This is a genomic window from Tumidithrix elongata BACA0141, assembly GCF_036349135.1.
GTDB classification, from domain to species: Bacteria; Cyanobacteriota; Cyanobacteriia; order Pseudanabaenales; family Pseudanabaenaceae; genus Tumidithrix; species Tumidithrix elongata.
On record NZ_JAZBJZ010000041.1, the window covers coordinates 1 to 21,892 of the forward strand.

The 21,892-nt window shown below is 45.6% G+C and carries 17 protein-coding genes; 8 read left to right on the top strand and 9 right to left on the bottom strand.

Features of this window, described 5'->3' with window-relative positions:
• Positions 1–51 precede the first annotated feature (51 nt).
• Positions 52–897: a prephenate dehydratase gene (gene pheA / locus V2H45_RS11645; protein ID WP_330483822.1), complete on the bottom strand. Its 846-nt coding sequence runs from the start codon at positions 895–897 to the stop codon at positions 52–54.
• Between the two features lie 77 nt (positions 898–974).
• The gene (gene ftsH, locus V2H45_RS11650; RefSeq protein ID WP_330483823.1) at positions 975–2,858 is read right to left on the bottom strand and encodes an ATP-dependent zinc metalloprotease FtsH; all 1,884 of its coding nucleotides are present in this window, start codon (positions 2,856–2,858) and stop codon (positions 975–977) included.
• Positions 2,859–2,991: 133 nt separating this feature from the next.
• Here ftsH and V2H45_RS11655 point away from each other — a divergent pair, with 133 nt between their 5' ends.
• Together V2H45_RS11655 and V2H45_RS11660 are read left to right on the top strand one after the other, a co-directional pair.
• Positions 2,992–3,882 carry a S1 RNA-binding domain-containing protein gene (locus tag V2H45_RS11655; protein WP_330483824.1) on the top strand — a complete coding sequence of 297 codons (891 nt, stop codon included), beginning with the start codon at positions 2,992–2,994 and terminating at the stop codon, positions 3,880–3,882.
• A 14-nt stretch (positions 3,883–3,896) separates the two neighbouring features.
• Complete coding sequence (locus V2H45_RS11660) at positions 3,897–5,114, top strand: lipid-A-disaccharide synthase-related protein (RefSeq protein WP_330483825.1); 1,218 nt, start codon at positions 3,897–3,899, stop codon at positions 5,112–5,114.
• An 82-nt stretch (positions 5,115–5,196) separates the two neighbouring features.
• Here V2H45_RS11660 and glnA read toward each other — a convergent pair whose 3' ends face one another.
• From glnA to gvpA, 5 genes are all read right to left on the bottom strand, one after another.
• Positions 5,197–6,618, bottom strand: coding sequence for a type I glutamate--ammonia ligase (gene glnA / locus V2H45_RS11665; protein WP_330483826.1), 1,422 nt, complete (start codon positions 6,616–6,618; stop codon positions 5,197–5,199).
• Positions 6,619–7,015: 397 nt separating this feature from the next.
• Entirely contained in the window at positions 7,016–7,345 is a 330-nt protein-coding gene (locus V2H45_RS11670) for a gas vesicle protein (RefSeq protein WP_330483827.1), read from the bottom strand.
• Positions 7,345–8,223, bottom strand: coding sequence for a gas vesicle protein GvpN (gvpN, locus tag V2H45_RS11675; protein WP_330483828.1), 879 nt, complete (start codon positions 8,221–8,223; stop codon positions 7,345–7,347). Before gvpN ends, V2H45_RS11670 begins: the two co-directional genes overlap by 1 nt.
• 179 nt (positions 8,224–8,402) lie before the next feature.
• Positions 8,403–9,632, bottom strand: coding sequence for a coiled-coil domain-containing protein (locus V2H45_RS11680; RefSeq protein WP_330483829.1), 1,230 nt, complete (start codon positions 9,630–9,632; stop codon positions 8,403–8,405).
• A gap of 419 nt (positions 9,633–10,051) precedes the next feature.
• Entirely contained in the window at positions 10,052–10,270 is a 219-nt protein-coding gene (gvpA, locus tag V2H45_RS11685; protein WP_330483830.1) for a gas vesicle structural protein GvpA, read from the bottom strand.
• A 318-nt stretch (positions 10,271–10,588) separates the two neighbouring features.
• Between gvpA and V2H45_RS11690 the strand changes: the two genes are divergently transcribed.
• The 3 genes from V2H45_RS11690 to V2H45_RS11700 all read left to right on the top strand — a co-directional run bounded on the left by V2H45_RS11690 (position 10,589) and on the right by V2H45_RS11700 (position 12,016).
• The gene (locus V2H45_RS11690) at positions 10,589–10,783 is read left to right on the top strand and encodes a DUF3285 domain-containing protein (RefSeq protein ID WP_330483831.1); all 195 of its coding nucleotides are present in this window, start codon (positions 10,589–10,591) and stop codon (positions 10,781–10,783) included.
• Positions 10,784–10,798: 15 nt separating this feature from the next.
• Positions 10,799–11,344, top strand: a complete 546-nt coding sequence (gene ybeY, locus V2H45_RS11695; protein ID WP_330483832.1) for an rRNA maturation RNase YbeY — start codon at positions 10,799–10,801, stop codon at positions 11,342–11,344.
• Between the two features lie 132 nt (positions 11,345–11,476).
• Positions 11,477–12,016 carry a diacylglycerol kinase family protein gene (locus V2H45_RS11700; protein ID WP_330483833.1) on the top strand — a complete coding sequence of 180 codons (540 nt, stop codon included), beginning with the start codon at positions 11,477–11,479 and terminating at the stop codon, positions 12,014–12,016.
• A gap of 54 nt (positions 12,017–12,070) precedes the next feature.
• On the opposite strand, the gene V2H45_RS11705 is transcribed toward V2H45_RS11700, so the two are convergent.
• Positions 12,071–17,929: a hypothetical protein gene (locus V2H45_RS11705; protein WP_330483834.1), complete on the bottom strand. Its 5,859-nt coding sequence runs from the start codon at positions 17,927–17,929 to the stop codon at positions 12,071–12,073.
• A gap of 132 nt (positions 17,930–18,061) precedes the next feature.
• Here V2H45_RS11705 and V2H45_RS11710 point away from each other — a divergent pair, with 132 nt between their 5' ends.
• Positions 18,062–18,430, top strand: coding sequence for a hypothetical protein (locus tag V2H45_RS11710; RefSeq protein ID WP_330483835.1), 369 nt, complete (start codon positions 18,062–18,064; stop codon positions 18,428–18,430).
• 127 nt (positions 18,431–18,557) lie between these two features.
• On the opposite strand, the gene V2H45_RS11715 is transcribed toward V2H45_RS11710, so the two are convergent.
• A complete protein-coding gene (locus V2H45_RS11715; RefSeq protein WP_330483836.1) occupies positions 18,558–19,877 on the bottom strand; it encodes a hypothetical protein in 1,320 nt (439 codons plus the stop codon).
• Between the two features lie 158 nt (positions 19,878–20,035).
• On the opposite strand from V2H45_RS11715, the gene V2H45_RS11720 reads away from it, so the two are divergent.
• Together V2H45_RS11720 and V2H45_RS11725 are read left to right on the top strand one after the other, a co-directional pair.
• Positions 20,036–20,863, top strand: a complete 828-nt coding sequence (locus V2H45_RS11720) for a HEAT repeat domain-containing protein (protein ID WP_330483837.1) — start codon at positions 20,036–20,038, stop codon at positions 20,861–20,863.
• Positions 20,864–20,908: 45 nt separating this feature from the next.
• On the top strand, positions 20,909–21,721 hold the full coding sequence (locus tag V2H45_RS11725; protein WP_330483838.1) for a HEAT repeat domain-containing protein: 813 nt from the start codon (positions 20,909–20,911) through the stop codon (positions 21,719–21,721).
• Positions 21,722–21,892: the final 171 nt, after the last annotated feature.

The following is a 21,892-nucleotide window of genomic DNA, read 5'->3' on the forward strand; positions in this document are numbered from 1 at the left end:
TCCTTTTTTCTTGATTTTTATTCTCTTTTGGGTTCTCATGAATAATGTAGGCTAGTCGGCAATGCTATAGCTACCAAAGATTCTTAAGGTTTCGGTTAAAGGAACGAGGTCTTGTAATGCCTCTTGGACAAAGGGTTGCTCTACAGAGGCTTCGATATCGATAAAAAAGACATAATCACCCAGCGATCGCTTCGTGGGGCGAGACTCAATGCGGCTTAAATTAATCCCGAGATCGGCAAATACCGACAAGGGCTTGACCAATGCACCAGGTAAATTTCTCTGAGCGCTAAAGGCAAGAGAGGTATGACTACCTTTGGTTGTAGGAGGGGTAAGACCCAAAACCCAAAATCGGGTGCAGTTGTCAGGATGATCGTTAATTGGGCAGGCAAGTGTAGGGAGCTTATACATCTCAGCAGCGCGTTGCGAAGCGATCGCCGCCAGCGTAGAATCCGTTGACACAACCTCTAACCCCTCAGTCGTTGAGTCGGTAGGCACTAACTGAGCTTGGGGAACAAATTCCTCTAGCCAATGCTGGCATTGCGCTAGGGCTTGGGGATGAGAATAGACAACCTTTATGTCTGCGAGTGTTTTGGCTTGCGTAATCAGTGCATGCTCAATCGGTAATACGAGTGCCTGCTGAATCTGAAGTTGATGCCATTGCCAAAGGCTATCGAGGGTCATTGTCACACCACCTTGAATGGAATTCTCGACAGGCACGATCGCTAGATCGACTTCCTTTAAAGCAGCAGCTTGGATCGCCTTGGGAATAGAAGGATAGGGACAGAGGATTGGTGATGTCTTGGATTCTGGATGTAAGTGTGGATAAAGGGCTTGGTATTTTAAAGCCGCAGCTTCGGCATAGGTTCCAGAGGGGCCAAGGTAAGCGATCGCGGTCATAGGGTAATTCGTGAACTGTGATCAAAAGCAATCCCTCATGGAAGCAATTCATGAATTGTCTCTACGAGGGATCTCAACTAAAACTTCAGAGCTTCCATTTGTTTTTCGGGTACTTCCGTATATTCGGCCACGATTTTACGGAACTCTTCACCATCCATCGTTTCCACTTCTAACAAAGTATCCACGAGGCGATCGCAGAGGTCGCGATTTTCCTTGATAATTTTGTACGCAGTGTCATAGCATTGCTTTGCGATCGTGCGTACTTGCTTATCAATTTTGCTGGCAATCTCTTCCGAATATTCAGAACGGGGTGTCCAGTCTCGACCTAAAAACACCTCATTGTTTTGACCTTCTAGTGCTACCAAACCTAGCTCTGACATGCCTAGTTGCGTCACCATTAACCTTGCTAGCCTCGCCACATTGGCAAAGTCACTCGATGCACCGATGGTAACTTCAGAGTCACCAAAAATCACATCCTCCGCAGCACGTCCCCCTAAAGAAATGGTAATCATGGCAAGAATCGCTGAGCGACTCTCTAGCCCCATTTCCTCCGAAGGTAGAGCCTTAGAAAAACCACCCACCCCACCAGAGCGCGGAATAATTGTGACCTTATCCAAGGGATTCGCATCCTTGAGTAGGGTTTGTAACAGGGCGTGACCAACTTCATGGTACGCAACCAACCGCTTTTGGACACTATCGAGTAGGGGCTTCATGGTCATGCCGATCGTGACGCGATCGATCGCATCGGCAACCTCTAGCTCGGTAATCGCTTCTTTCATCCGACGAGCCGTAAGAATGGCGGCTTCGTTTAAGACATTGGCTAGGTCTGCCCCAGCAAAACCGGGGGTGCGACGGGCGATCGTCTCAATCGAGACATTTTCATCAATGCGCTTATTGCGTGCGTGAACCTTGAGGATTTCTAAACGTCCCTTGTAGCTGGGATAGTCCACGGTAATCTGGCGATCGAACCGACCAGGACGCAGCAAGGCACTATCGAGAACGTCAGGACGGTTGGTAGCAGCGATGATAATCACACCTGTATTGCCCTGAAAACCATCCATCTCGGTGAGCAGTTGGTTTAGGGTTTGCTCCCGTTCGTCGTTACCGCCGCCAATTCCCGCACCGCGCTGTCTGCCGACGGCATCAATTTCGTCAATAAATACAATGCAAGGGGCATTCTCTTTGGCTTTGTGGAAAAGGTCGCGCACCCGCGATGCCCCGACACCCACAAACATTTCCACAAACTCAGAGCCAGATAGGGAGAAAAAGGGTACACCCGCTTCGCCAGCGATCGCTTTTGCCAGCAGGGTTTTCCCAGTTCCGGGAGGGCCCACTAAAAGCACGCCTTTAGGAATTCTTGCCCCCACGGCTGTAAACCGTTCGGGCTGCTTGAGAAAAGTCACGACCTCTTGCAGTTCCTCTTTTGCCGTATCAACCCCAGCGACATCATCAAAGATCACGCCTGTTTTTGCTTCAGGGGAAAATCTGGCTTTTGATTTGCCAAAATTTAAAGTTTGGGTGGGGCCACCTGGGGCATTACTCACACGACGCAGCACCACAAACAGGAGCAAAATCAGCACAATCGGTACAAAAAAGGTACTGGCTAACTGCCATAGGATTGTGGGTTGTTGCGGTGATTTCACGGCAACATCAACATTGCCCTCGCGCAAAGTCTTCATCAGTTCGGCGTTGCTATCTCTAGCAAACAAGTCAACTTTGACCTTGGTTCCATCTTTAAATTCGACATCGGCAGATAATTGCGTGCTATCAATGTCTACCTTACTGACCTTGTTTTCTTTAACCTTGGTCAGCAGTTCGCTATAGCTAATTTGTGCCTGTTCTCCGTCTTTCGCTGCGTTTGCAGCACTCGGTATGAAGGTGATTGCACTTTGACACACAACCACACCGATAATCAGAGTCTGAACTCTTTGCCAAAATGTCCGTTTTGCAGAGAACCTCACTGTCGATTGCTCCTTAAAATTGCGATCTTAATTTGAGTGCTGTGCTTTCTAGTCTAATGCATCCGACATTGCAGTGAGAGAATCAGTCTAGAATAGGTAAACTTAAGGAAAATTAACGCTTGTCTATAACTTCATGAGTGTCCAAAGATCTTCTCAGTCCTTCTCTGCTAGTGATTTTGCCAATGCCCTAGCTGCCCACGACTATGAATTTAACGTCGGACAAATCGTTACTGGTAAAGTCGTCCAGCACGAGAGTGATGGCAGCTACATCGATATTGGGGCAAAATCACTAGGTTTCTTACCCATTGATGAAGCTTCATTGGGTTCGACCAAACGATTATCAGAAACCTTGCCGATCGGGACTGAGCAACAATTCTTAATTATTCGCGAGCAAAACGAAGATGGCGAGGTAAAGCTGTCCATTCGTCGCCTGCAAATGAAACTAGCTTGGGATATTTTGCTGACCTATCAAGCCGAGTCCAAGGTGTTTGACTGCCGAGTGGTGAATGCCAACAAAGGGGGCGTTGTGGTTGAGGCAGAGGGGTTGCGCGGGTTTATTCCGCGATCGCATCTCGTAGATAAAAACAACTTTACAGGTCTGATCGGCAAGACGATCCCCGTCGTACTAGTCGAAATCGATGAGAGTCGCAACAAACTAATTTTGTCCAACCGACTGGCAGCACAGGCTTCTGCCATGAGTCAACTTACGAAAGGTCAGTTGGTGACAGGTAAGGTCAGCAGTATTCGACCTTTCGGGGCTTTTGTAGATTTTGGTGGCGTATCAGGACTGCTGCACGTCAAAGAAATCAGTCAAAAGTATGTCAGCGACATTACTTCTGTATTTAAAGAAGGGGAAACGATCAAGGTTGTGGTCATGGAGGTCGATGAGTCCCGTAACCGTATCTCGCTATCCACAAAAATTCTAGAGCTACATCAAGGTGAGATGCTAGAAAACTCTGCCCAAGTTTTTGAGGAAGCCGAGGCAAGATTGGAGAAGAATATCAGCAAACTTTGGGATGCTTAGGGAATTCAAAGAACGTGGAAATTCTATGTATTAGCAATGGTCATGGAGAAGATCAGATTGCTGCCAGAATTTGTTTAGAACTTGAGCAATTAGGCATCTCTGCGATCGCACTGCCTCTGGTTGGTGTGGGTCATGCCTATCGCAATCAGAATCTTCCCATTGTCGAGCAAGCTACCCAAGCCATGCCTTCGGGAGGATTTGTGCGCATGGATAGCAAGCATCTTTACAAAGATATGCGCAGTGGCCTACTCAAACTGACATGGACGCAATTGCAGGTAGCTTGGCAATGGTCGAGAAATAAGAAGCAAAAGCGCCTGGTTTTTGCTGTGGGCGATATCGTTCCCTTGTTGTTCGCTTGGCTCCCCTCGCTATTTGGTGGATGTGACTTTGTATTTGTGGCAACGGCAAAATCAGAATATTTCTGGCGAGATCAAAAAAGTAGTTTGTATGGTGTGCCCAAGCCTTGGGGCGGCTCTTATTTTTTCCCTTGGGAGCGATCACTCATGGCAAGTCGCCGTTGTAAAGCCGTATTTGTGCGGGATAAATTGACTGCCGATCTATTAAACAAACAATTTCGCCTACCCGTTCAATATCTGGGGAATCCCATGATGGATGGGCTAGAACCCAAAGGTCTAGATTTTGGCGTTGGCCCAGATGAATGGGCAGTGACGATTTTGCCGGGTTCTCGCCCCCCTGAAGCCTATGAGAATTGGAACAGCCTTTTGCTCTGCGCTCAAATTTTGGTAAGAGCGATCCCCCATACAGTAAATTTTCTAGCGGCGATCGCCCCCGATCTGGATGTTGATATTCTGTCTCAAATTCTCATGCAAAAAGGTTGGCTGCGACTAGATGAAGTCACATTTAAAATGCAAAATGCCAAGCTCAAACTGGTATCTAATGGATTCAGTGATTGTCTGCATCAATGCCATTTAGGTTTAGCGATGGCAGGTACAGCAACAGAGCAACTGGTGGGTTTAGGGAAGCCCGTAATCACGATCGCGGGCAGTGGCCCTCAGTTTACGCGCCAATTTGCCGAAGATCAGGCAAGGTTACTGGGCTGCTCGATTAATTTGGTGGATAAGCCTTCTAGAGTTGCCGATGTGGTCACAAAAATTTTGCAAGATCCTGACTATTTTCAACTGGCTGTAAGTAATGGCGAACAACGCATGGGAACAGGGGGTGCATCGGAACGAATCGCCAAATATTTGGCTGAAAAGGTATTTGGCCTTTAGCACTGTTGCACCTACATAAAAGGCGAAACAAAAAAGCCGTCTCGAAAGACGGCTCGATAAAATACAAATAAAAACTACAATTTTAGCAATCGTAGTACAGGCTAAATTCGTAAGGGTGAGGACGAATATTCATAGGAATGGCTTCATTGTTTAACTTGTAGGTAATCCAAGTATTGATGAAGTCTTCGGTGAATACACCGCCAGCTAGTAAGAAGTCATGGTCGTTCTTGAGATTTTCAAGGGACTCCATCAAAGAACCGGGAGCAGAAGGAACCTTCGCGAGTTCTTCAGGGGATAGTTCGTAGATATCCACATCAAGAGGTTCGCCAGGATCGATTTGATTCTTGATCCCATCAATTCCAGCCATCAACATTGCCGCAAAGGCTAGATAGGGGTTGCAAGTGGGGTCAGGACAACGGAACTCTAAACGCTTGGCTTTAGGATTGGTACCAGACAGTGGAATGCGGATAGAAGCGGAGCGGTTACCTTGAGAGTAGGCAAGGTTAACGGGAGCTTCAAACCCTGGTACGAGACGCTTGTAAGAGTTGGTTGTGGGGTTCGTAATTGCTAACAGTGCAGGGGCATGCTTGAGCAAGCCACCGATGTAGTGCAATGCCATTTGACTCAAGCCTGCATACTTGTCACCAGCGAACATGGGCTGACCGTCTTTCCAAATCGATTGGTGGGTGTGCATGCCCGTGCCATTGTCACCAAAAATTGGCTTAGGCATAAAGGTAACTGTCTTGCCATAGCGTCTGGCGACATTCTTGACCACATATTTGTAGGTCATGACATAATCGGCAGCTTCGATCAGCTTGCCAAACTTGATGCCTAGCTCAGCTTGACCGCCAGTGGCAACTTCGTGGTGGTGCTTTTCAATCGGTACGCCGCAGTCTGCCATAGTCAGCAGCATTTCGGTGCGGATATCTTGAAAAGAATCTAGAGGTGGAACGGGGAAATAACCTTGCTTGTTGCGGATTTTGTAACCTAAATTGCCGCCTGCTTCAGTGCGTCCAGTATTCCAAAGCCCTTCAGCCGAGTCAACTTTGTAATAGCTGGAGTTCATGGTTTGATCGTATTCGACACTATCAAACATGAAGAACTCAGGCTCTGGACCAAAGAAAGCTGTATCGCCTAGTCCAGTGCTGGCAAGAAATTCTACTGCTTTTTTAGCAATTACGCGAGGACAGCGATCGTAGGGCTCATTGGTGCGAGGCTCGACAATGCTACAAATCATGCTCAGTGTCGGCACTTCCATAAACGGATCGATCCAAGCTGTGTCTGGATCGGGAACCATTGCCATATCGGATGCATTGATTGCTTTCCAACCGCGAATGCTAGAGCCATCAAAGGCAACACCTTCCGTAAAGGAGCTCTCGTCAATCAAGCTACGATGAAAAGAGCAGTGCTGCCAGATACCTGGCATATCAATAAACTTGAGGTCAATGATCTTGATGTCTTGTTCTTCGATCATTCTCAAGACATCTTGGGGAGTCTTAGCCATGCTATATCCTTAAAGACTTTTTAGTGGGGGTTTTAATCTACCAAAAAACATAGTAGGGATCATATTCTTGGTATTTTGTAACTTTGGATACATTAATCTGTCTGCGATCGCAGACCTTAAGATTAATCAAAGGTTTGAAAATCGATTGACAGTCACTAGGGGGTGACTTTAAAAGATTCTTTTATTCTCAATGATGTCAGACTGTAAATCTTGACTCAACGTTACGATTCTCAATGATTTTGCAGTTGCAGTTATGTTAGGAAACTGTTCGCCAGAATTATAATCAGCGTCTCAAAGTTTTGGCTGAGCGGGTGGCGGTGAGCGATGTCGAATTGGGTCAAAGCCAAGATTGTGACTTTAACTTTATGGCAAATCCCTTATGGAAAACACTTAAGTCTTACTTCTCTTCAGCTTCAGGCAAGCTGGCTTGTTTAACTAATGCTAACTCTTTTTCTAGAAGGGTAATCCGTTCTAAGAGTTGTTGATTTGCCACCATTAACTCTTGGCTACGACTGGATAGGTAAGGATCTGATTCCCACCAGTTAATCCCAATTTCTTTAGCTTTATCAACAGAAGCAATTAAAAGGCGAATCCGAATACTCAATAATTCCACATTACCAACCGATACGGTAATGTCGCCTGCAATCACAATTCCTTTATCCAAGACTCGCTCTAGGATGTCAGCAAGGGAAGAACCATTGACACTGCTTTTAATTGCTTGAGTCATTATGGGAGTTGATCGAGTAAATGAGTTAGGATTTCTGCGATTTGAGCAGACTTGCCATAACGAGACAGTAACACATCAAAGCAGAGCGCACGAAAATCGGCATTCTGCCCCGATACGGGAATCTCATGATCTTGGCAGATTTTCCCAATAATTAGACAAACACGCAGGCTGGATGTTTTGGTTTGCTCTGCCTTGTAGCGGAAACTGCGAATTAGATTCAGTAGCTTTAATGCCTGTATTCGATCTAGACCTACGCGGGTGACCAAAATTTGCTTTTCAGTATCAATATCAGCTTCGCCAATATCAATGGTAACCATGCGATCGAGCAGTGCATCTTGGGTGGGATGAACGCCAGCATATTCTTCGGGGTTAGAGGTAAAGATGGCACGAAATAAAGGATTGACTCGCACATACTCAGATTGAGAGCTATCTGGTGGTAGAACAATCAGCTTTTCTTCTAACGTGCTTAAGAGCGCATTATTTGCCTCAGGGCGAGAACGATTAAATTCATCGTAAATGAGCGTAAAGCCTTCCCTTGCTGCCAAAGTCAGTCGGGAGTCTACCCAACTTTGACGCATGTCGTCTTCGACTTTGAGCACTGAGTGAATGTAGTTATCTACAACTTTTTTGCGCGTGTACCCCGATGAAGAACCAATTAATTGTGAAGACCGTAAATCTTCATCGCCATAAATCAAAACCATGGGACGACCAAGCAGCCCCGCTAGGTGCATGGCTAAGGTGGTTTTCCCTGTACCTGCGGGGCCGCGCAAATGGATCGCAAAGCCTGATTGCAAATAGCGTAAAGCCCGACGAACTATCTGCTTTGTAAATTCTGTGCTTACAAATTGTCTCGGGTTTGCTTGGAGAACTGTGGTCATGGATTTAGGAATTAAGGGACTACGAGGGCTCGACAACATGAAAACGAAGATTTACGATTTCGTTAAAGAACGAAAATTAAACACCTATACATCTTGCTTGGAGAACCAGTAGAATGACTTTTTGTTGGGAGAAATAGGCTAGTTCAATTTTCAAGCTTTAGTGGGTTTGAGAAGAAGAGCTAGGCGTTACTTGCAATGCCCTCTGCCATTTGCAACAGTGCATTGAGAATGTCAGACGGATCGACTTTGAGTTGATTTGCTCCTTGAGCCAATAGATCTCTTACTGTGTCGCGATCGCTAATCACTTGCAGCAACGTTTTCCCATCAGCCAGATTCGCCACATAATCATGGATAAATTGCTCCACTTTATTGACAGATTTGACGGGGACATCAGGCAAAACCTCATTTACCTTAGTGACAACGTCTGGCATTTTTGCAGGGGCATTTTCGATAGGCTTTGGAGGAACTGCGACAGGAGGTGTCTCAATCACTTTTTTCGCAAAGCTTTTGGGCTTTGGACGTGAAGCCTTTCTTCTGTTGGCATTTATATTGCTAGCAACATTAGCCATAGGGGTAGGAACAACAGGAACTTCTGGTATGGACGGCGTAGCTTCTTTTTGTACCTCAGTTACGGCTCCCACTGCATCATTCAACCCGCCCCATACAGACTGCTTCAGTTCAGTGTGAAAATCAGATAATTTCTGGTTGAGCGTCTCAGCCATCACAAAGCGATCGCCACTGGTTTGTTGAATCTGCCCTTGGACATCAGCCGCAAACTGTGCAAATTGCTCCGATCGCTGTTCTTGGTCTTGTATTGCCTGTTGCGTGCGATGGAGTTGGGCTTGCCGCATTTGCAGCCTTGTCGTCGCAGTCCGAAGTTGGACTTCACGATGCCTTGCTTGGCTAGCTTGAGCAGCCGTGGTTGTGCGAATTGTTGTTAGTTGCGTTAAGTGAGATCGTATGGCATCAGCGCGATCGGCGACTTGATTTAACCGAGCGGCAGCTTTTGCCGTTGCCGACATCAATCGACTTCTTTGGATCTGGCTGAGCTGCGATCGGGTTTTGCTTGCCCTTGTGGATACTTCTTGAAATCTCTGCACTCTGTGATTTTTAGCGGAGATCAGGCGAGTCTGTCGGATTTCACTCAAGTGAGATTGGATTTCGCTTGAGCGCACTTGATACTCTAGGAAGCGTTCTTCTTGACTCTCAGCCGCCATCTCTTGGCGAAACTGCTCAAGTTCTAAACGGTCTTGTCTTGCTTGGGCTAATTCATCGGCAAGGGCAGCAAACTGAGCTTGAAGTTGCTGCGCTCTAGCCTGCTGCTCCTGCTGAAACTCAGCTATAAACTCCGCTCTTTCTTCTAATCTTTTTTGTCTTGCTTCAGCGAACATCTGCATTAGAGAAGCCATCGTTTTATCCTCAATACTTACTGAATTTGGATATATCTCGGTTTAGAGCTTTTTAAATAATATTTTGAGCGTTCATTGATGAAGATCCACAGTAAAGCTCATGTTTCTGGCGCTTTTACGTGCTTTTGCTAAATCCTTGCATATATTCTTAAATACTCCCCCAGACATCGTTCAATCAATTCAATTCTACGTTAGAGAACCTTCGCTACCCATCATTTACACGATGGAGCCTCGAGCATCACGAATGGAAAAACCAAAAAGGGAACGCACAAACACGTCCCCCCCCTAAGTTGCAAAGATAGCTATGAGATAGAATCTTTGCTTGAATACGAGTAGCTAAATTAAATAGCTAACTGGAGTGAGATCGACTATTTCTTAACCATTAGAATGCAAGATTTTGCAATCTAATATTTAAGGACTTAGGCTGCGGGTACAGCTGCAGATGTAGTCAGACCAACGGCTTCTGCATACTTAAGATAAGTTTCTACAGAAGCGATAACAACTCTAGCTTCAATCGATAAAAGCTCAATCCCCACCAATGAAACTCTGACCCAAGCATCAATGACTATTCCCTTGTCAAGGATGCGATCGATCACCTCAGCTAGACTTGAGGATGAGTTAACCTTTTCAACTGCCATAACATTGTGCTCCTTAAATATATATTGATTAGCACAGCCTCTAACTCTTTAATTGTCACTTTAATTCAGGCTTAATGCAATAAGCAAACCTGCTAAATATTGACCGAATATTCTGGAACCCCTATCAAATCCATGCGTTTTGAGAACAAATAGTGTAAAGATTCATGTTTTGGGTATTATTTTACTTAAATTTTATTTAAAATATTCAGTTTTAAAAATCCCCAAAACTGAGAATTCCATTTTTAAGCGCATCGAGTGGTTAGTGATAAAGTTTAGTTAAGATCTAACAAGTATATTCAAACCGATAAATCGCCCATGATGCCTGACTCTCCTCCTCCAAATGTTCCCTTTACCCAAGCCAGCAAAGATCAGGCAGAGGAGAAAGAGGGGAGCTATGTCAAACTAGCGATGCGGAACATGGTAAAAAAACGAGGTACTTCTCTGTTTCATTTTGCCTTAACTACAGCGGGTGTGATGGGTCTGCTTGTAGGGCTTGCAGTTGTCTTTCATTAATTTTTTGGGTGATTCTTGAGTATTGATTTAATCGTAGATATTGATGCCACGATCGCCGATCGCTCGCCTGTCAAAGAGCAAGATTGGCAAGACTGGTTTGGTGTGTGGGCAGATTCTCTAACACCTGACATCATGGCAGTAGGGGAATATGAGGTGACTTTGCTGATCGTAGATGATGCTGAGATTGCAAAGTTAAATGCTCAATACCGACAGCTAGACTGCCCGACTGATGTTTTAGCATTTGCCGCCCTTGAGGCCGATGTCCCTGTTGTACCGCAAGAGCTCATTGATGAGACACTTAGTGAGCCCTATTCCGAACCTACCTATCTAGGCGATATTATTATTTCAGTCACCACTGCTCAGCGCCAAGCTGCCGAGCAGGGGCATAGTGTTAGGCAGGAACTTGCTTGGCTAGCAGCCCACGGATTGCTACATTTGTTGGGATGGGATCATCCAGATCGAGAAAGTTTAGAGAGCATGCTGGCACAGCAAGATGCGATGTTGCGATCGCTACGCAATGCCGAGGTATTCGAAGCCGTAACGGATTTGCGATCGAGCTAGGCTTTTGACCATGAAAATACTAGACCAATTGTGTGACTGAAGGTAATCTAGACATGTTGGACAAAATCTCTGTAACGCAGTTCTGTTCTCTCTAACGTCATTTCGCTTGCTAAATCTAAATCAAATAAATTTATGGCAGCTAACGTTACATCTCAAAGTTTTTCAGACCCAAGCCTCTCCGAAACTAGTCAAGACAATGCTCACCTCTCAGAGCCAACCTCAGATCCAGATTTACGAGATCCAAATTTGCTAGATCTAAAATCTTCAAATCTTCCTGTCTTTCATACTCCCTCATTGCAGGTCGCCACTAGTTTACGTCTCAGTTTTAAATTTGCTGGTGAAGGGATTGCTTATACATTCAAAACCCAACGCAATTTCCGCATTCATCTCGTCATGGGTGTTTTGGTTTTAGGGCTGAGTTTGTACATACAGTTACCCAAGGTTGACTTTGCAATCATTAGTTTGACGATCGCGGCAATCTTGATGATGGAGCTACTTAATACAGCATTGGAAGCAGTTGTAGATCTGACTGTTGGAAAAACCTATCATCAACAGGCAAAGGTAGCTAAAGACTGTGCGGCGGGCGCAGTTTTAGTATCCGCGATCGCTGCCGTCGTCGTAGGTTCTGCATTGATATTACCTAGAATGCTGGTACTTTTAAATCTCATCTAGTCCAGACCTGACAATGTCTGGACTTTTTAATAGGTATAGGATTCCTACTTATGCTTAAGACTGCACTGCGATCTTAAAATCTGGAAAGACCAAGGGCTCATTAAGGGTTTGACGCATCGTACATAAAATTGCATGAAGGTAATTGCTGAGTTGCTGAAACTTCAAGACATTGGGTTTGTAAGAGCCATCGGTTTCCAACTCAAACAGCCTACCTGTAAATAATTCGTTGACAAGGGTTGGATCGGAAAGTACCAGCTCTTTTTCTGGTTCTAGCCAAGGAAATAAACCATTGGGAATATCGCCTTGCAACAGGGTCAAAATGCGATCGCGACAGACTTTGATATTAATGCCTCGATTTTGAAGTTGTTGTAAGAGACTCTTGGGTGTCAGGGATTCTTTTAGATTTAACCGACAAATTTCCTGCAATAGAAAATAGTCTGAGTACTGTTGCCGTGAAATGTCTAGCAATTGTGGGAAAAGCGGCGCGATCGCAAGACCATTTGCCACAGTAGAACTTGGCAGTGTGGTCATATTGGCAAAGGGCAACTTTTGTACCAACCACCGTGAGAGTGAAGGAAATGCCATAGTTCCGCCTAACTGCCATACTTCGGCAACATCTTCGCCTGTCATGCCAGCAATGCTCAACAGGAGATTTAACTCACGATTGAGGCGCTGAATAAATGGCTGCAAAACTTGGCTCTCTACCTCACGACGCTGTACGGTGAGCGGCTGCCCCTCTAGTTCGCGACTCCATTGCACCCGATCGGGATGGCTAAAGAGATCCAACTTGATTTGTTCGGCAAATTCTAGCAGTTGCTGTCCTATCGGCGAACTCAGCAGGGTCTGTTGTAGTAAAGCCCTTTGGGCAGGAGCGGGATCGCTCGGATCGGGCAAGGTCAAATGCTCTAAGTTACAAGATTCGCGTGCAGGATTGGTCACAATTTGCCAATGGGGATAGAGCAACTGCGTCACAATATCTTGATTGATGCCCAGACCAGCATAATCAATGCTACGGCTATAAATATGCGATCGGTTGATTGGATCTCCCAAAGCTTTAATTAAACAGAGACTGGTTGTAACGGCTCCAGCATCGATCGCCAAGGTAATTTGCTGAAGTGATTGATTTTGATGAAGAAACGATAAAACGGGAGCGATCGCTTGGTCTATCACCATGATCTGTTCGGCTTGATTTACCAACCCTGCATTTAAGACAGCTTCTCTGAGGTTGAGCACGTAAGTATCCGACCATTCGGGCGGATGTCCCAAAATCACACCACTCAGATTTTGCAAAATCTCGCTAGCATCGGTTAACTTGGCGTGGGTAGCTTCTGTCTGAATCTTGCCCAAAAAGTTTTGCAAAGCTGTCATGAGCCATTTGAGCGTGATTTGCTGGGTATGAGACCACTGTAAAATTGGCTGCCAAGCACTGATACCTCTATAGGGTAAGCCTAGCTTGAGAAAAGATTTAAAGTGAGAAATAGCAATATTTACGGTTGGCGATTGTTTCAGTGCATCATCTGTGCTGCGAGCGTCGCTGAGATCGGTATTTAGCAAAATCTGTGTAGAAAGATTTTCGCCCTCCTTGGTCAAGGTGAGTGGATATACTCTACCCGTGTTAGCATTCACCAAACTGGCACGCATATAAACACTGCCAAAATCAACTCCCAAGAACCAAGTATCGTTAATACTGTAGGGTGGTTCAGGAGGCTCAGGTGGAATGGGTACAACTCTCTCTGACTCGATCACCTGTGACTCTACATCAAGCGTACGCTCTTCCATTGGACGTTCGTCTGTTTTGAAATCCAATTTTGCAAGTAAATCAGGTTGGTTCTCAAACTGAAAGTCGATCGCATCGAGACTAAATAGCACTGTGTCTAAATTGTCATCGCTGTTGTCTGATATAGCAAGTCCCGATGAAGTTGTAGCCTTCTCAACAAACTGTTCCCACGACGAATTATCCAACTGCTCGGCACCATCGTCAAAGTCAGCAAAATTCGTTAATTGCAGGTCGTAATCAGAGTTAAGTAGTTCCTCTTCTAGTGTTTTGAGGAAATCACTATCAGGCATATCACTATCTACACTGTCTGCAAACTCATTGAGAGCGCTGTCAAAACTATCACTGGAGTCATCATCACCTAAAGATGCAAAAAAATCTTCAGCCGATAATTCTTCCTCTGGGCTGGATATCGTTTGAGTCGTTAGATTAGAGGCTAAAGAATCTTTAACAGCATCTGTAGAAGACTGCTTTGGAAAAGATGGATAGGGCAAACCAGCCTCAAGATCGTCTAGGAAATGGGTGAAATCATCCTCCTCCGAATCAGTCTTTAAGTCTACTAAAGGGTTTGCCTCAGACCTATCTACCAAAGCTGGTGACGAAGGAGCCTCTAAATCATTCCCCAAGCTATCAAGACTATCTATACCTAAATCATCACCTAAACCATCTATACCTAAGCCATCTATACCTAAGCCATCTAGATCGTCTAAGCTCAAACTGAGGGGAGGTTCATCTGCTGAAGAATCCGTAATTTGAACTTCTTCTGAGCTAGCTTCCTCAGACTGGTCGCTTAGCTGCTCAAAAGCAAGTGTTTGCAAAACCGTTTCAAATTCCTCAGAGATACTAAGGATATCCTCTACTGTCTTAGGTTCTGAGGTTAAGGAGTCGATCGGATTAGATTGAGACTGAATCATGAGAGCTAACTCGTCAAATTCATCAATCGCCAAAGAAGCCGAAGAATCGGATGCATCCGATTCGCTCTCCAGTGGATTTGCTTGAGAGGATTCCACTTCAATCTTGTCCTTTATCTCCGAGCTATGTCCCGCATCTAAGCCTCGATTAATATCATTTTCTAGCTCATTCATGACCTTCTCAAATTCTCGATCTAGACCTAAACTTAAATCTGAACTTAGATCGGCACTAGCAACTGGCTCAGATGCATCAGAAGAAGGATTTACTTCAGTCTCTAAAGCAGACTGAATAGGAGTTGATGGTTTTGAATCGGAAGATGCCGCCGCAGAATTTTTTGCCTCTAGCGTATCGTTAAATATTTTCTTTGCTGCACTTGTAATTACACCAGAGACTGGTTTGGAAGAGCTTTCATGACCGCTTATTCCTGGCAAGCCTAAGAAGAGCGCATCAATTTCATCTTCTGACTCATCCGTCACTGTATTAATCGATGTTTTTCCCTGCGATTGGCTGGCAAGTACTTCAGCGAAAATTGATTCCGCATCATCCGGAGGATGTGGAGCTGAGGCTTCTATGGGAGCAGGTGTGATTTGAGTTTCAGCGTGGCTGGGAGTTTCTTCCACAAACAGGGCGGCGGAATCATCTCGATCGCCAATCGAAAAAGGGCTAACATCAGAAGTATGGTCATCGATTAGATTGGCAGCTTCTGGAGAACTAGATTCTGTAAATCTAGACTCTGGAGCAGACAAAGTACTTGAGTCAAAGGGTGAAAGCTCAGAACTATCTTGACTAATAGGAGGTGAAATAAAGGGATTAGCTTCCACCTCTGGATTGAGCGGCAATGGCTCAGGTTGCAATAGCTCGTGAATCAGTGCTTCCGAAGAATCCGTAGATTCTTGCAATATACAATCATCGGTCTCTAGGGAATCGACATAAAGATCCTCAGGATTCTCAACAATTTGAGGGATTTCCAAATATTCTAAATCTTGTTCTATCGACGATTCCAATGCATTTGAAGATGGTTCGATAGGAGACGATTGACTCAGTTGAATCACAGGTTGGCGTGGAGGCTCAATGACACCCGAGGAGATTGCAGCAAAAGGTGTATTGCGAATGACTTGATTGAGATTAGAAGCGATCGCAGGGCTAAACCCCTTACCCGATTCAAGATTTTCTAAATCAGCAGCTAGATCTTGAATCAACGAATCATTAATCCACTGACTGACATCGGGGGTTCTAGCAGGAGCATCTGGCAATAGAATCAAAGATTCATCTGAGCTTTCGGCATTGTCTGTGTCGTTGGGACGACCTAACTTTTTGGCATCATCAGCCCGAGTACTGGCAGAGAATGTAATGGATTTATGGTTGAGCCAAGCTGTAAGATCGGTTTCATCATCGTCATTTGCTAACGGTTTTGGCGGTAGTTGGGACTCTGGACGACTATCTAGCCATTCTAAAAGAGCAGGATCTTCATTGGGATGCTCATTTGAGGGTGGCAGATCTCCGCTTGGTTCTTGGGAAAATAAATCTTGCTCTGATAGGCTTGCTGATGCGAAAACTATTTCTTCTTGTGCTTGTTCTTCTCGTGCTTGCGGAGGAATCTCTAGACTCGCTTCAATCTCAGAATCCGACAAATGCTGTGCTGTCACGCTATCCGTCAAACCAATGAGATCGAAGGGTTGGGTTACAGCGTTTGGATCGAAGTCAGGGTCGATGACTTGAATTTCTGCATCTGAGTAGTCTTCGACGATTACTGGCTCTAAGTCATGGGCTCGCAGTTGAGCTTCTTGGAGGCGATCGGCAAATTTGCTGGCTTCTTCGGGTACTACATTTTGAAGTATAGGATTGCTAGGGAGAACTTCCATGCCAGCATTGTACATTTCCTGCAAGACAACCTCAGGATAGAGGCTAGTAGCATCACCACCTGCAAGTAAAGTACTCACTAAGGCTTCATCAATGGACTCAGGTGTAGTATTGAAATAGCGCGGATCGATATCAGAGGGTAGATCGGCGATCGCTGATGCAACTGGAGTTGGTTCTACAGAGGGAGGAATTTCACTAGCATGAGCTTGATTTACTGCGTTGGTATGTTCGCTCGCATGTTCGCTCACATGTTCGATGAGAGAATCGATCAAACTCTTGCCTTGCTGCTCCAAGGTCTGCATTTGGTCGAGTTGTTCGGTTATCGTTGCCTTGTAGCTATGGATATTTTGTTCCAAAGAACGAAAGGTCGCATTGAACATTGCATCCAAGTTTAATAGGAACCGATCGGTTTGCTGTTGTACCTGTTGCACAAACTCTGGACTCGACAGGTCAGGACTAGCCGATTCAGATTCATCGGGATCGGGTACCAACTCTTGATTTAGCGAGGTTAAAAGTGGGTTTAAAGATTGGCTAACCGTTTGTGTAACGGTTTCATGGAGCGTTTCTTGAAGTGATTGTGCTAAGGCTTCTTGCTGCGATCGCTGAATTTGGGCAAATTGTGCCATCCAAGCTTGGCGGTCAGCCTCCAGTTTGGCAATTTCTTGGCGAAGATCTTGCTTTTTGCGATCGAGAATTTGTAGTTCTTCGTTGGCTTGCGATCGCTGTTGGATATCGAGTTGTGTATCGACAAATGATTTTAAGTTAGCAGAAATTTCATTGACAATAACTGCCCTTTCTACCGTGAGCGCTTGTTTGAGACTCTGCTCGACAGATTGCTGTACCGACTGTTGCACTGCCTGTTGAATCGTTTGCTGAATTGTGTGCTGTACGATCGCCACAATTTGCTCGTTCATACTAGGCAAATTTGATTCAGGTGTGTCGTTAGCCATGATGCTACCCTCCTTAATCAAGTCAGAGTTATTGCGCAAAAAAGATGGTTGAGAAATGGGAAAGATCGCCGCTTCCCCAAGTGGAGATGCGTCCCGCCGTCCAGGCACACGTTCAGATAATTTCTGACGTATATCTAGTTTATCTAGTCTACTTAGTCTGAGCGTATCAATTTGTAAGGGCTGGACTTGTAATGGTTGAACTTCCCCTTTAATTTGACTAATTAGTTGATTGCATTCTCGCTCTAACTCGCTGAGATCTTGATCTTCTGTGGCGCTTTCGAGTTGCGATCGCAAATGTTTAAGCTGCTCTCTTTGCTGAAGTGTTTCAGGAGACAACCCTCTAGACACTGAGCCAATTGGACGACTCAATAAATTATTAATTTCTTCGATGAGGTTACGAACTTGAGTTGTTGACATAGCGCCCCTACACAAACCTTCAGCTAGACGAAATAATTGACTAAAATATATTGCTTTTTCAATAGCAGACAATATGACATATTCTTTTCAAATATTTGCTATTATTTTGGCTATTTTTTAGTCAGGGTCAACATGAAAACTAAACTTCTGGCAAACGTAGCCGCTTTTATCACGCTAATTCCCACAATATTGCTCTCTACAACACTACCCACTTGGGCAGAGCATAAGGATGTAGATTTGCGATTATCGATTCGAGATGGGGAAAGCTTTGAAGTATTAATACGCAAAGCCGAGACACTGGCTAGAACCGCTGCCCAAATGACGTTCGATCGAGAAATTTTGGTCTCGGATGTATCTGTTAAGATTACAGCACAAAATCAGGATCAAGCCGCAATGGTACTGCAACTTGTCGTATCGCGTGCTAACTGGATCAACTACCCCGACCCTAAAGCTTGGGCTACTTATTTTCCCGGCGCCCAAACTTTGATGCGGATTAAGTAAGTACAAAGAAATTTCATCTTTCAATAGGCAACTTTTAATGGCTCAGCCAAGCTATCCTCCTGTCAAAAGGAGGAAACTGGTTTTCCGATTCCGAGCAAGTAGGTAGTTACAGAGGGGGGTGATGTTGCTATTTGGCGCTAATCCCTGTGTAGACATTGGTAGGAACTAGCCCTAACCAAGGATCGTTGGCAGGGGTTAGGAAAAGCTCGGCATAAACGCGCTGATTTAACGCTTGTAGGTGCATTGTACTTGTGCCATTCGCAAACCAATCGTGAATTTGGGCGTGAAATAGATATTCATTACGAACGGTATCTTGTGCGATCGCCCGTTCAAAATTAGCTACTGTGGCAGGCAGTGATTGCTGGCTAGATAGTTTGCGCTCTACCACCTTCAAACTATTGGCATCAAGGCTAGAGGAACCGAGATATAGGCTAGATAATCGCTCCCAGTTCGCATCGCTGAGTTTCGTATTGGGTGCTTGCTCTTTTGTGGGTGCAGCAACGGTGGTACGGCGTAATACTGGCAACTCCACCAACGCTTTTCCTATAGGAATTCGTCCTGCAACCTCAGCGCTAGGAGGATTGGTTCGGTCAACTGGAGCGGCGGACTGAATCAAAGGCTGGATCGGTAGCCTCAGTCTAGTTAGATCTTTATTCCATTTCGTTTGCAAAGCGGCAAGGCGATCGCGGTGATAGTTGCCGATCAACTGCCATTTTGCACTACCTGACAAGTTTGTGGACTGCTTAGCGATCTGCTCTGCCAAGAGGAGATTTTCTAAAAATGCTTGAGCGCTATAGAGTCCGGGGATGGCATCAACGGGATCGCCATTGGCATCTAAAACATAGTGAATGCTGTTGCCTGTAAGCGTGCGCTCTAGCTTACGTCCATCGCCAAAGTCAATGGTTAGCTTGGGTACGGGACGCTCTGATTGCCAGTGCAAGATAAAGCGATCGCGGAGTACAGCAGAAACCTCAGAATTTGGGTAGAGCGCTGTTCGGAAAAAGCGGCTGTTGGCACAACTGAGTTCTTCGTCTAAGTAACCCAGTAAACGCAGGGATAAAATCGGTTTGCCACTAGCTTTGGCAGCGGCTTTGGCAGCTTCTAAGTCTGTGTACCAATAAAGACGAGACATATCGCAGTCTTTTTGCTTGCAGATCGCATCTAAGACCGATCGCAATTGTGGGTTGCGGGGAAATTCGGTTTGATATTTTTGCCAAAATGCCTCTATGCCAGCATAGCCTTGGCTGCGCAGTGTCGCGATCGCACTTTGAGAAATCGTGGGATTGGTAGAAGTAGCCTGTTGGAGCAGTTGTTCGTTAAGTGCTGATGGGGCAACATTTTCAGCAGAAACAGCATCAATTTTGAAGGGACTCGGTGTAAGGCTCAACCCAACTATGGCAAAGCTCGCGATCGTGAAGGCAGTTTTCATCGTGGTGTTAAAACGCATAACGGCACAATCCTAAATTCTCTATTTATTTTTTGTGAAATGCTAGCGACCGATCCCGTTTGACTGCTAATTATAACCCTAGAAATTTCTGCTATGGATCCTGTTAGTTTTAGAATATGGGATGATAAGTGCTTGTTTCCGATAGATAGATTTGCTCTATGGACAATGAATCTGGCATTCCCAACGACAACCAACTAACCGTTGAGCAGGCGATCGCCAATCTTCAGGGCAAAGATCTGGGATTGCGCGTCTATGCCGCTTGGTGGTTGGGTCGATTTCGCGCGGATGCCACAGAAGTTATTGATGTATTGATCGCCGCATTAGAAGATGAAGACGATCGCACGGATGCGGGTGGCTATCCGCTTCGACGTAACGCTGCGAGAGCATTGGGGAAATTAGGCGATCGCCGAGCCGTCCCCGCATTGATCCGTTCGTTGGAATGCTCTGATTTTTACGTGCGGGAAGCCGCAGCACAGGCTTTAGAGGCATTGGGGGATCCAACCTCTATTCCCAGATTAATTGAGTTATTAAACAACCAAGTCCCCGGCACGCTTCCAGCCAACGAACCCCCTTATCTGACCCAGCCCTTTGACGCAATTTTAGAAGCTTTGGGCTCTTTAGGGGCGATCGATGCCATCCCCTGCATTCTTACGTTTTTAGATCACGGGATTCCCCGCATTCAGAATGCTGCTGCCCGAGCCATGTACCAACTCTCAGCGGACGACCAAGTTGCTAATCAGTATGGCGATCGCCTAGTGCAAGCTCTTTCCCACAATGACTTGCAACTACGCCGTGCCGTTTTAGCAGACTTGGGTGCGATCGGCTATTTGCCTGCTGCGGAAGCGATCGCAAAAACTTTAGCAGAAAATAGCCTGAAGCTGATTTCGCTCAAGGGTTTGTTAGAAAAACAAGTGCAGTCCGCTACCCCACGCAATTTATCCCAAGGGGCAATACAAGTCATGACGCTCATGGACGAATTGTTGTAGCAAAAAGAGTGAGAATGTAGAAGTTAGACTTTATTAATTCCCCCCATGACCGATCGCATTGACCATTTAATTCGGGCGGTAGAAGAAGCAGATTCTTCTAAACTTTTGATTGAAGCGGTACAAAATTTGGCATCGGCTCAACTAAATGAAGCTATTCCGACCTTAATTGCTACCCTCAGTTATAACAATCCAGGCGCAGCGGTGGCAGCGGTCGATGGTCTAATTCAACTGGGTGAGCCAGCAGTGCCAGAACTGCTAGATCTACTAGATATGCATAACTACACTGCCAGAGCTTGGGCAATTCGAGCACTGGCAGGAATTGGCGACCCTAGAGGGCTAGTGACCTTATTGGGCGTGGCAACGGCTGACTTTGCGCTCAGCGCTCGGCGGGCTGCGACCAGAGGACTAGGTACGATGAAGTGGTACTGGTTTCCAGATCATCTGTTGGAAATAGCTCAGGCAGAAGCTCTGGATGCTTTGCTGTTTGTCGCTCAACAGGATGAAGAATGGGTTGTACGCTATTCAGCCGTTGTAGGGTTGCAGGCACTGGCTCAAGCGATTACCACAACGCATCCTGAGTGGCGATCGCAAATTCAGGCTCAGTTTGAGCAAATGGCTACGAATGATGCGAGTTTAGCAGTGCGCGCGCGGGTCTGGCTGGCACAGCAGCAACTCCAAACACAGCCAGAAGTAAAAATAGAGGATCGTCCCTCACCCCTATCGGCACAAGACTGGCAGAATATTCTAGAAAAACTGTGCGATCGCAAGCAACAGGAGCGGTTTATGTTGGCTGAGGGCGATCCGCGCCGTTATCGAGAGTTGGCAGAGGCGATCGCTCAAAAGACCAGTAATGCGTAAGATTGCGGAACCTAAGCTATATGTAGTTTGATAAAGTTGGGCGCACATAAAACTACATATATTGATTAAGTTATGTAATCTTTATCAAACTAGATCGAATAATGACACCCCCATTCCTATAAAATCAAAAATAACTTTTTAAGATTTTTTACAAGCAAAGGGAGATTTCGT

Excerpts from the sequence above, each read along its gene's own strand:
- pheA (WP_330483822.1), bottom strand. The coding sequence starts at position 897 with ATGACCGCGATCGCTTACCTTGGCCCCTCTGGAACCTATGCCGAAGCT.
- V2H45_RS11655 (WP_330483824.1), top strand. The coding sequence starts at position 2,992 with ATGAGTGTCCAAAGATCTTCTCAGTCCTTCTCTGCTAGTGATTTTGCC.
- glnA (WP_330483826.1), bottom strand. The coding sequence starts at position 6,618 with ATGGCTAAGACTCCCCAAGATGTCTTGAGAATGATCGAAGAACAAGAC.
- V2H45_RS11670 (WP_330483827.1), bottom strand. The coding sequence starts at position 7,345 with ATGACTCAAGCAATTAAAAGCAGTGTCAATGGTTCTTCCCTTGCTGAC.
- gvpN (WP_330483828.1), bottom strand. The coding sequence starts at position 8,223 with ATGACCACAGTTCTCCAAGCAAACCCGAGACAATTTGTAAGCACAGAA.
- V2H45_RS11680 (WP_330483829.1), bottom strand. The coding sequence starts at position 9,632 with ATGGCTTCTCTAATGCAGATGTTCGCTGAAGCAAGACAAAAAAGATTA.
- gvpA (WP_330483830.1), bottom strand. The coding sequence starts at position 10,270 with ATGGCAGTTGAAAAGGTTAACTCATCCTCAAGTCTAGCTGAGGTGATC.
- V2H45_RS11690 (WP_330483831.1), top strand. The coding sequence starts at position 10,589 with ATGCCTGACTCTCCTCCTCCAAATGTTCCCTTTACCCAAGCCAGCAAA.
- V2H45_RS11700 (WP_330483833.1), top strand. The coding sequence starts at position 11,477 with ATGGCAGCTAACGTTACATCTCAAAGTTTTTCAGACCCAAGCCTCTCC.
- V2H45_RS11705 (WP_330483834.1), bottom strand. The coding sequence starts at position 17,929 with ATGTCAACAACTCAAGTTCGTAACCTCATCGAAGAAATTAATAATTTA.
- V2H45_RS11710 (WP_330483835.1), top strand. The coding sequence starts at position 18,062 with ATGAAAACTAAACTTCTGGCAAACGTAGCCGCTTTTATCACGCTAATT.
- V2H45_RS11715 (WP_330483836.1), bottom strand. The coding sequence starts at position 19,877 with ATGCGTTTTAACACCACGATGAAAACTGCCTTCACGATCGCGAGCTTT.
- V2H45_RS11720 (WP_330483837.1), top strand. The coding sequence starts at position 20,036 with ATGGACAATGAATCTGGCATTCCCAACGACAACCAACTAACCGTTGAG.
- V2H45_RS11725 (WP_330483838.1), top strand. The coding sequence starts at position 20,909 with ATGACCGATCGCATTGACCATTTAATTCGGGCGGTAGAAGAAGCAGAT.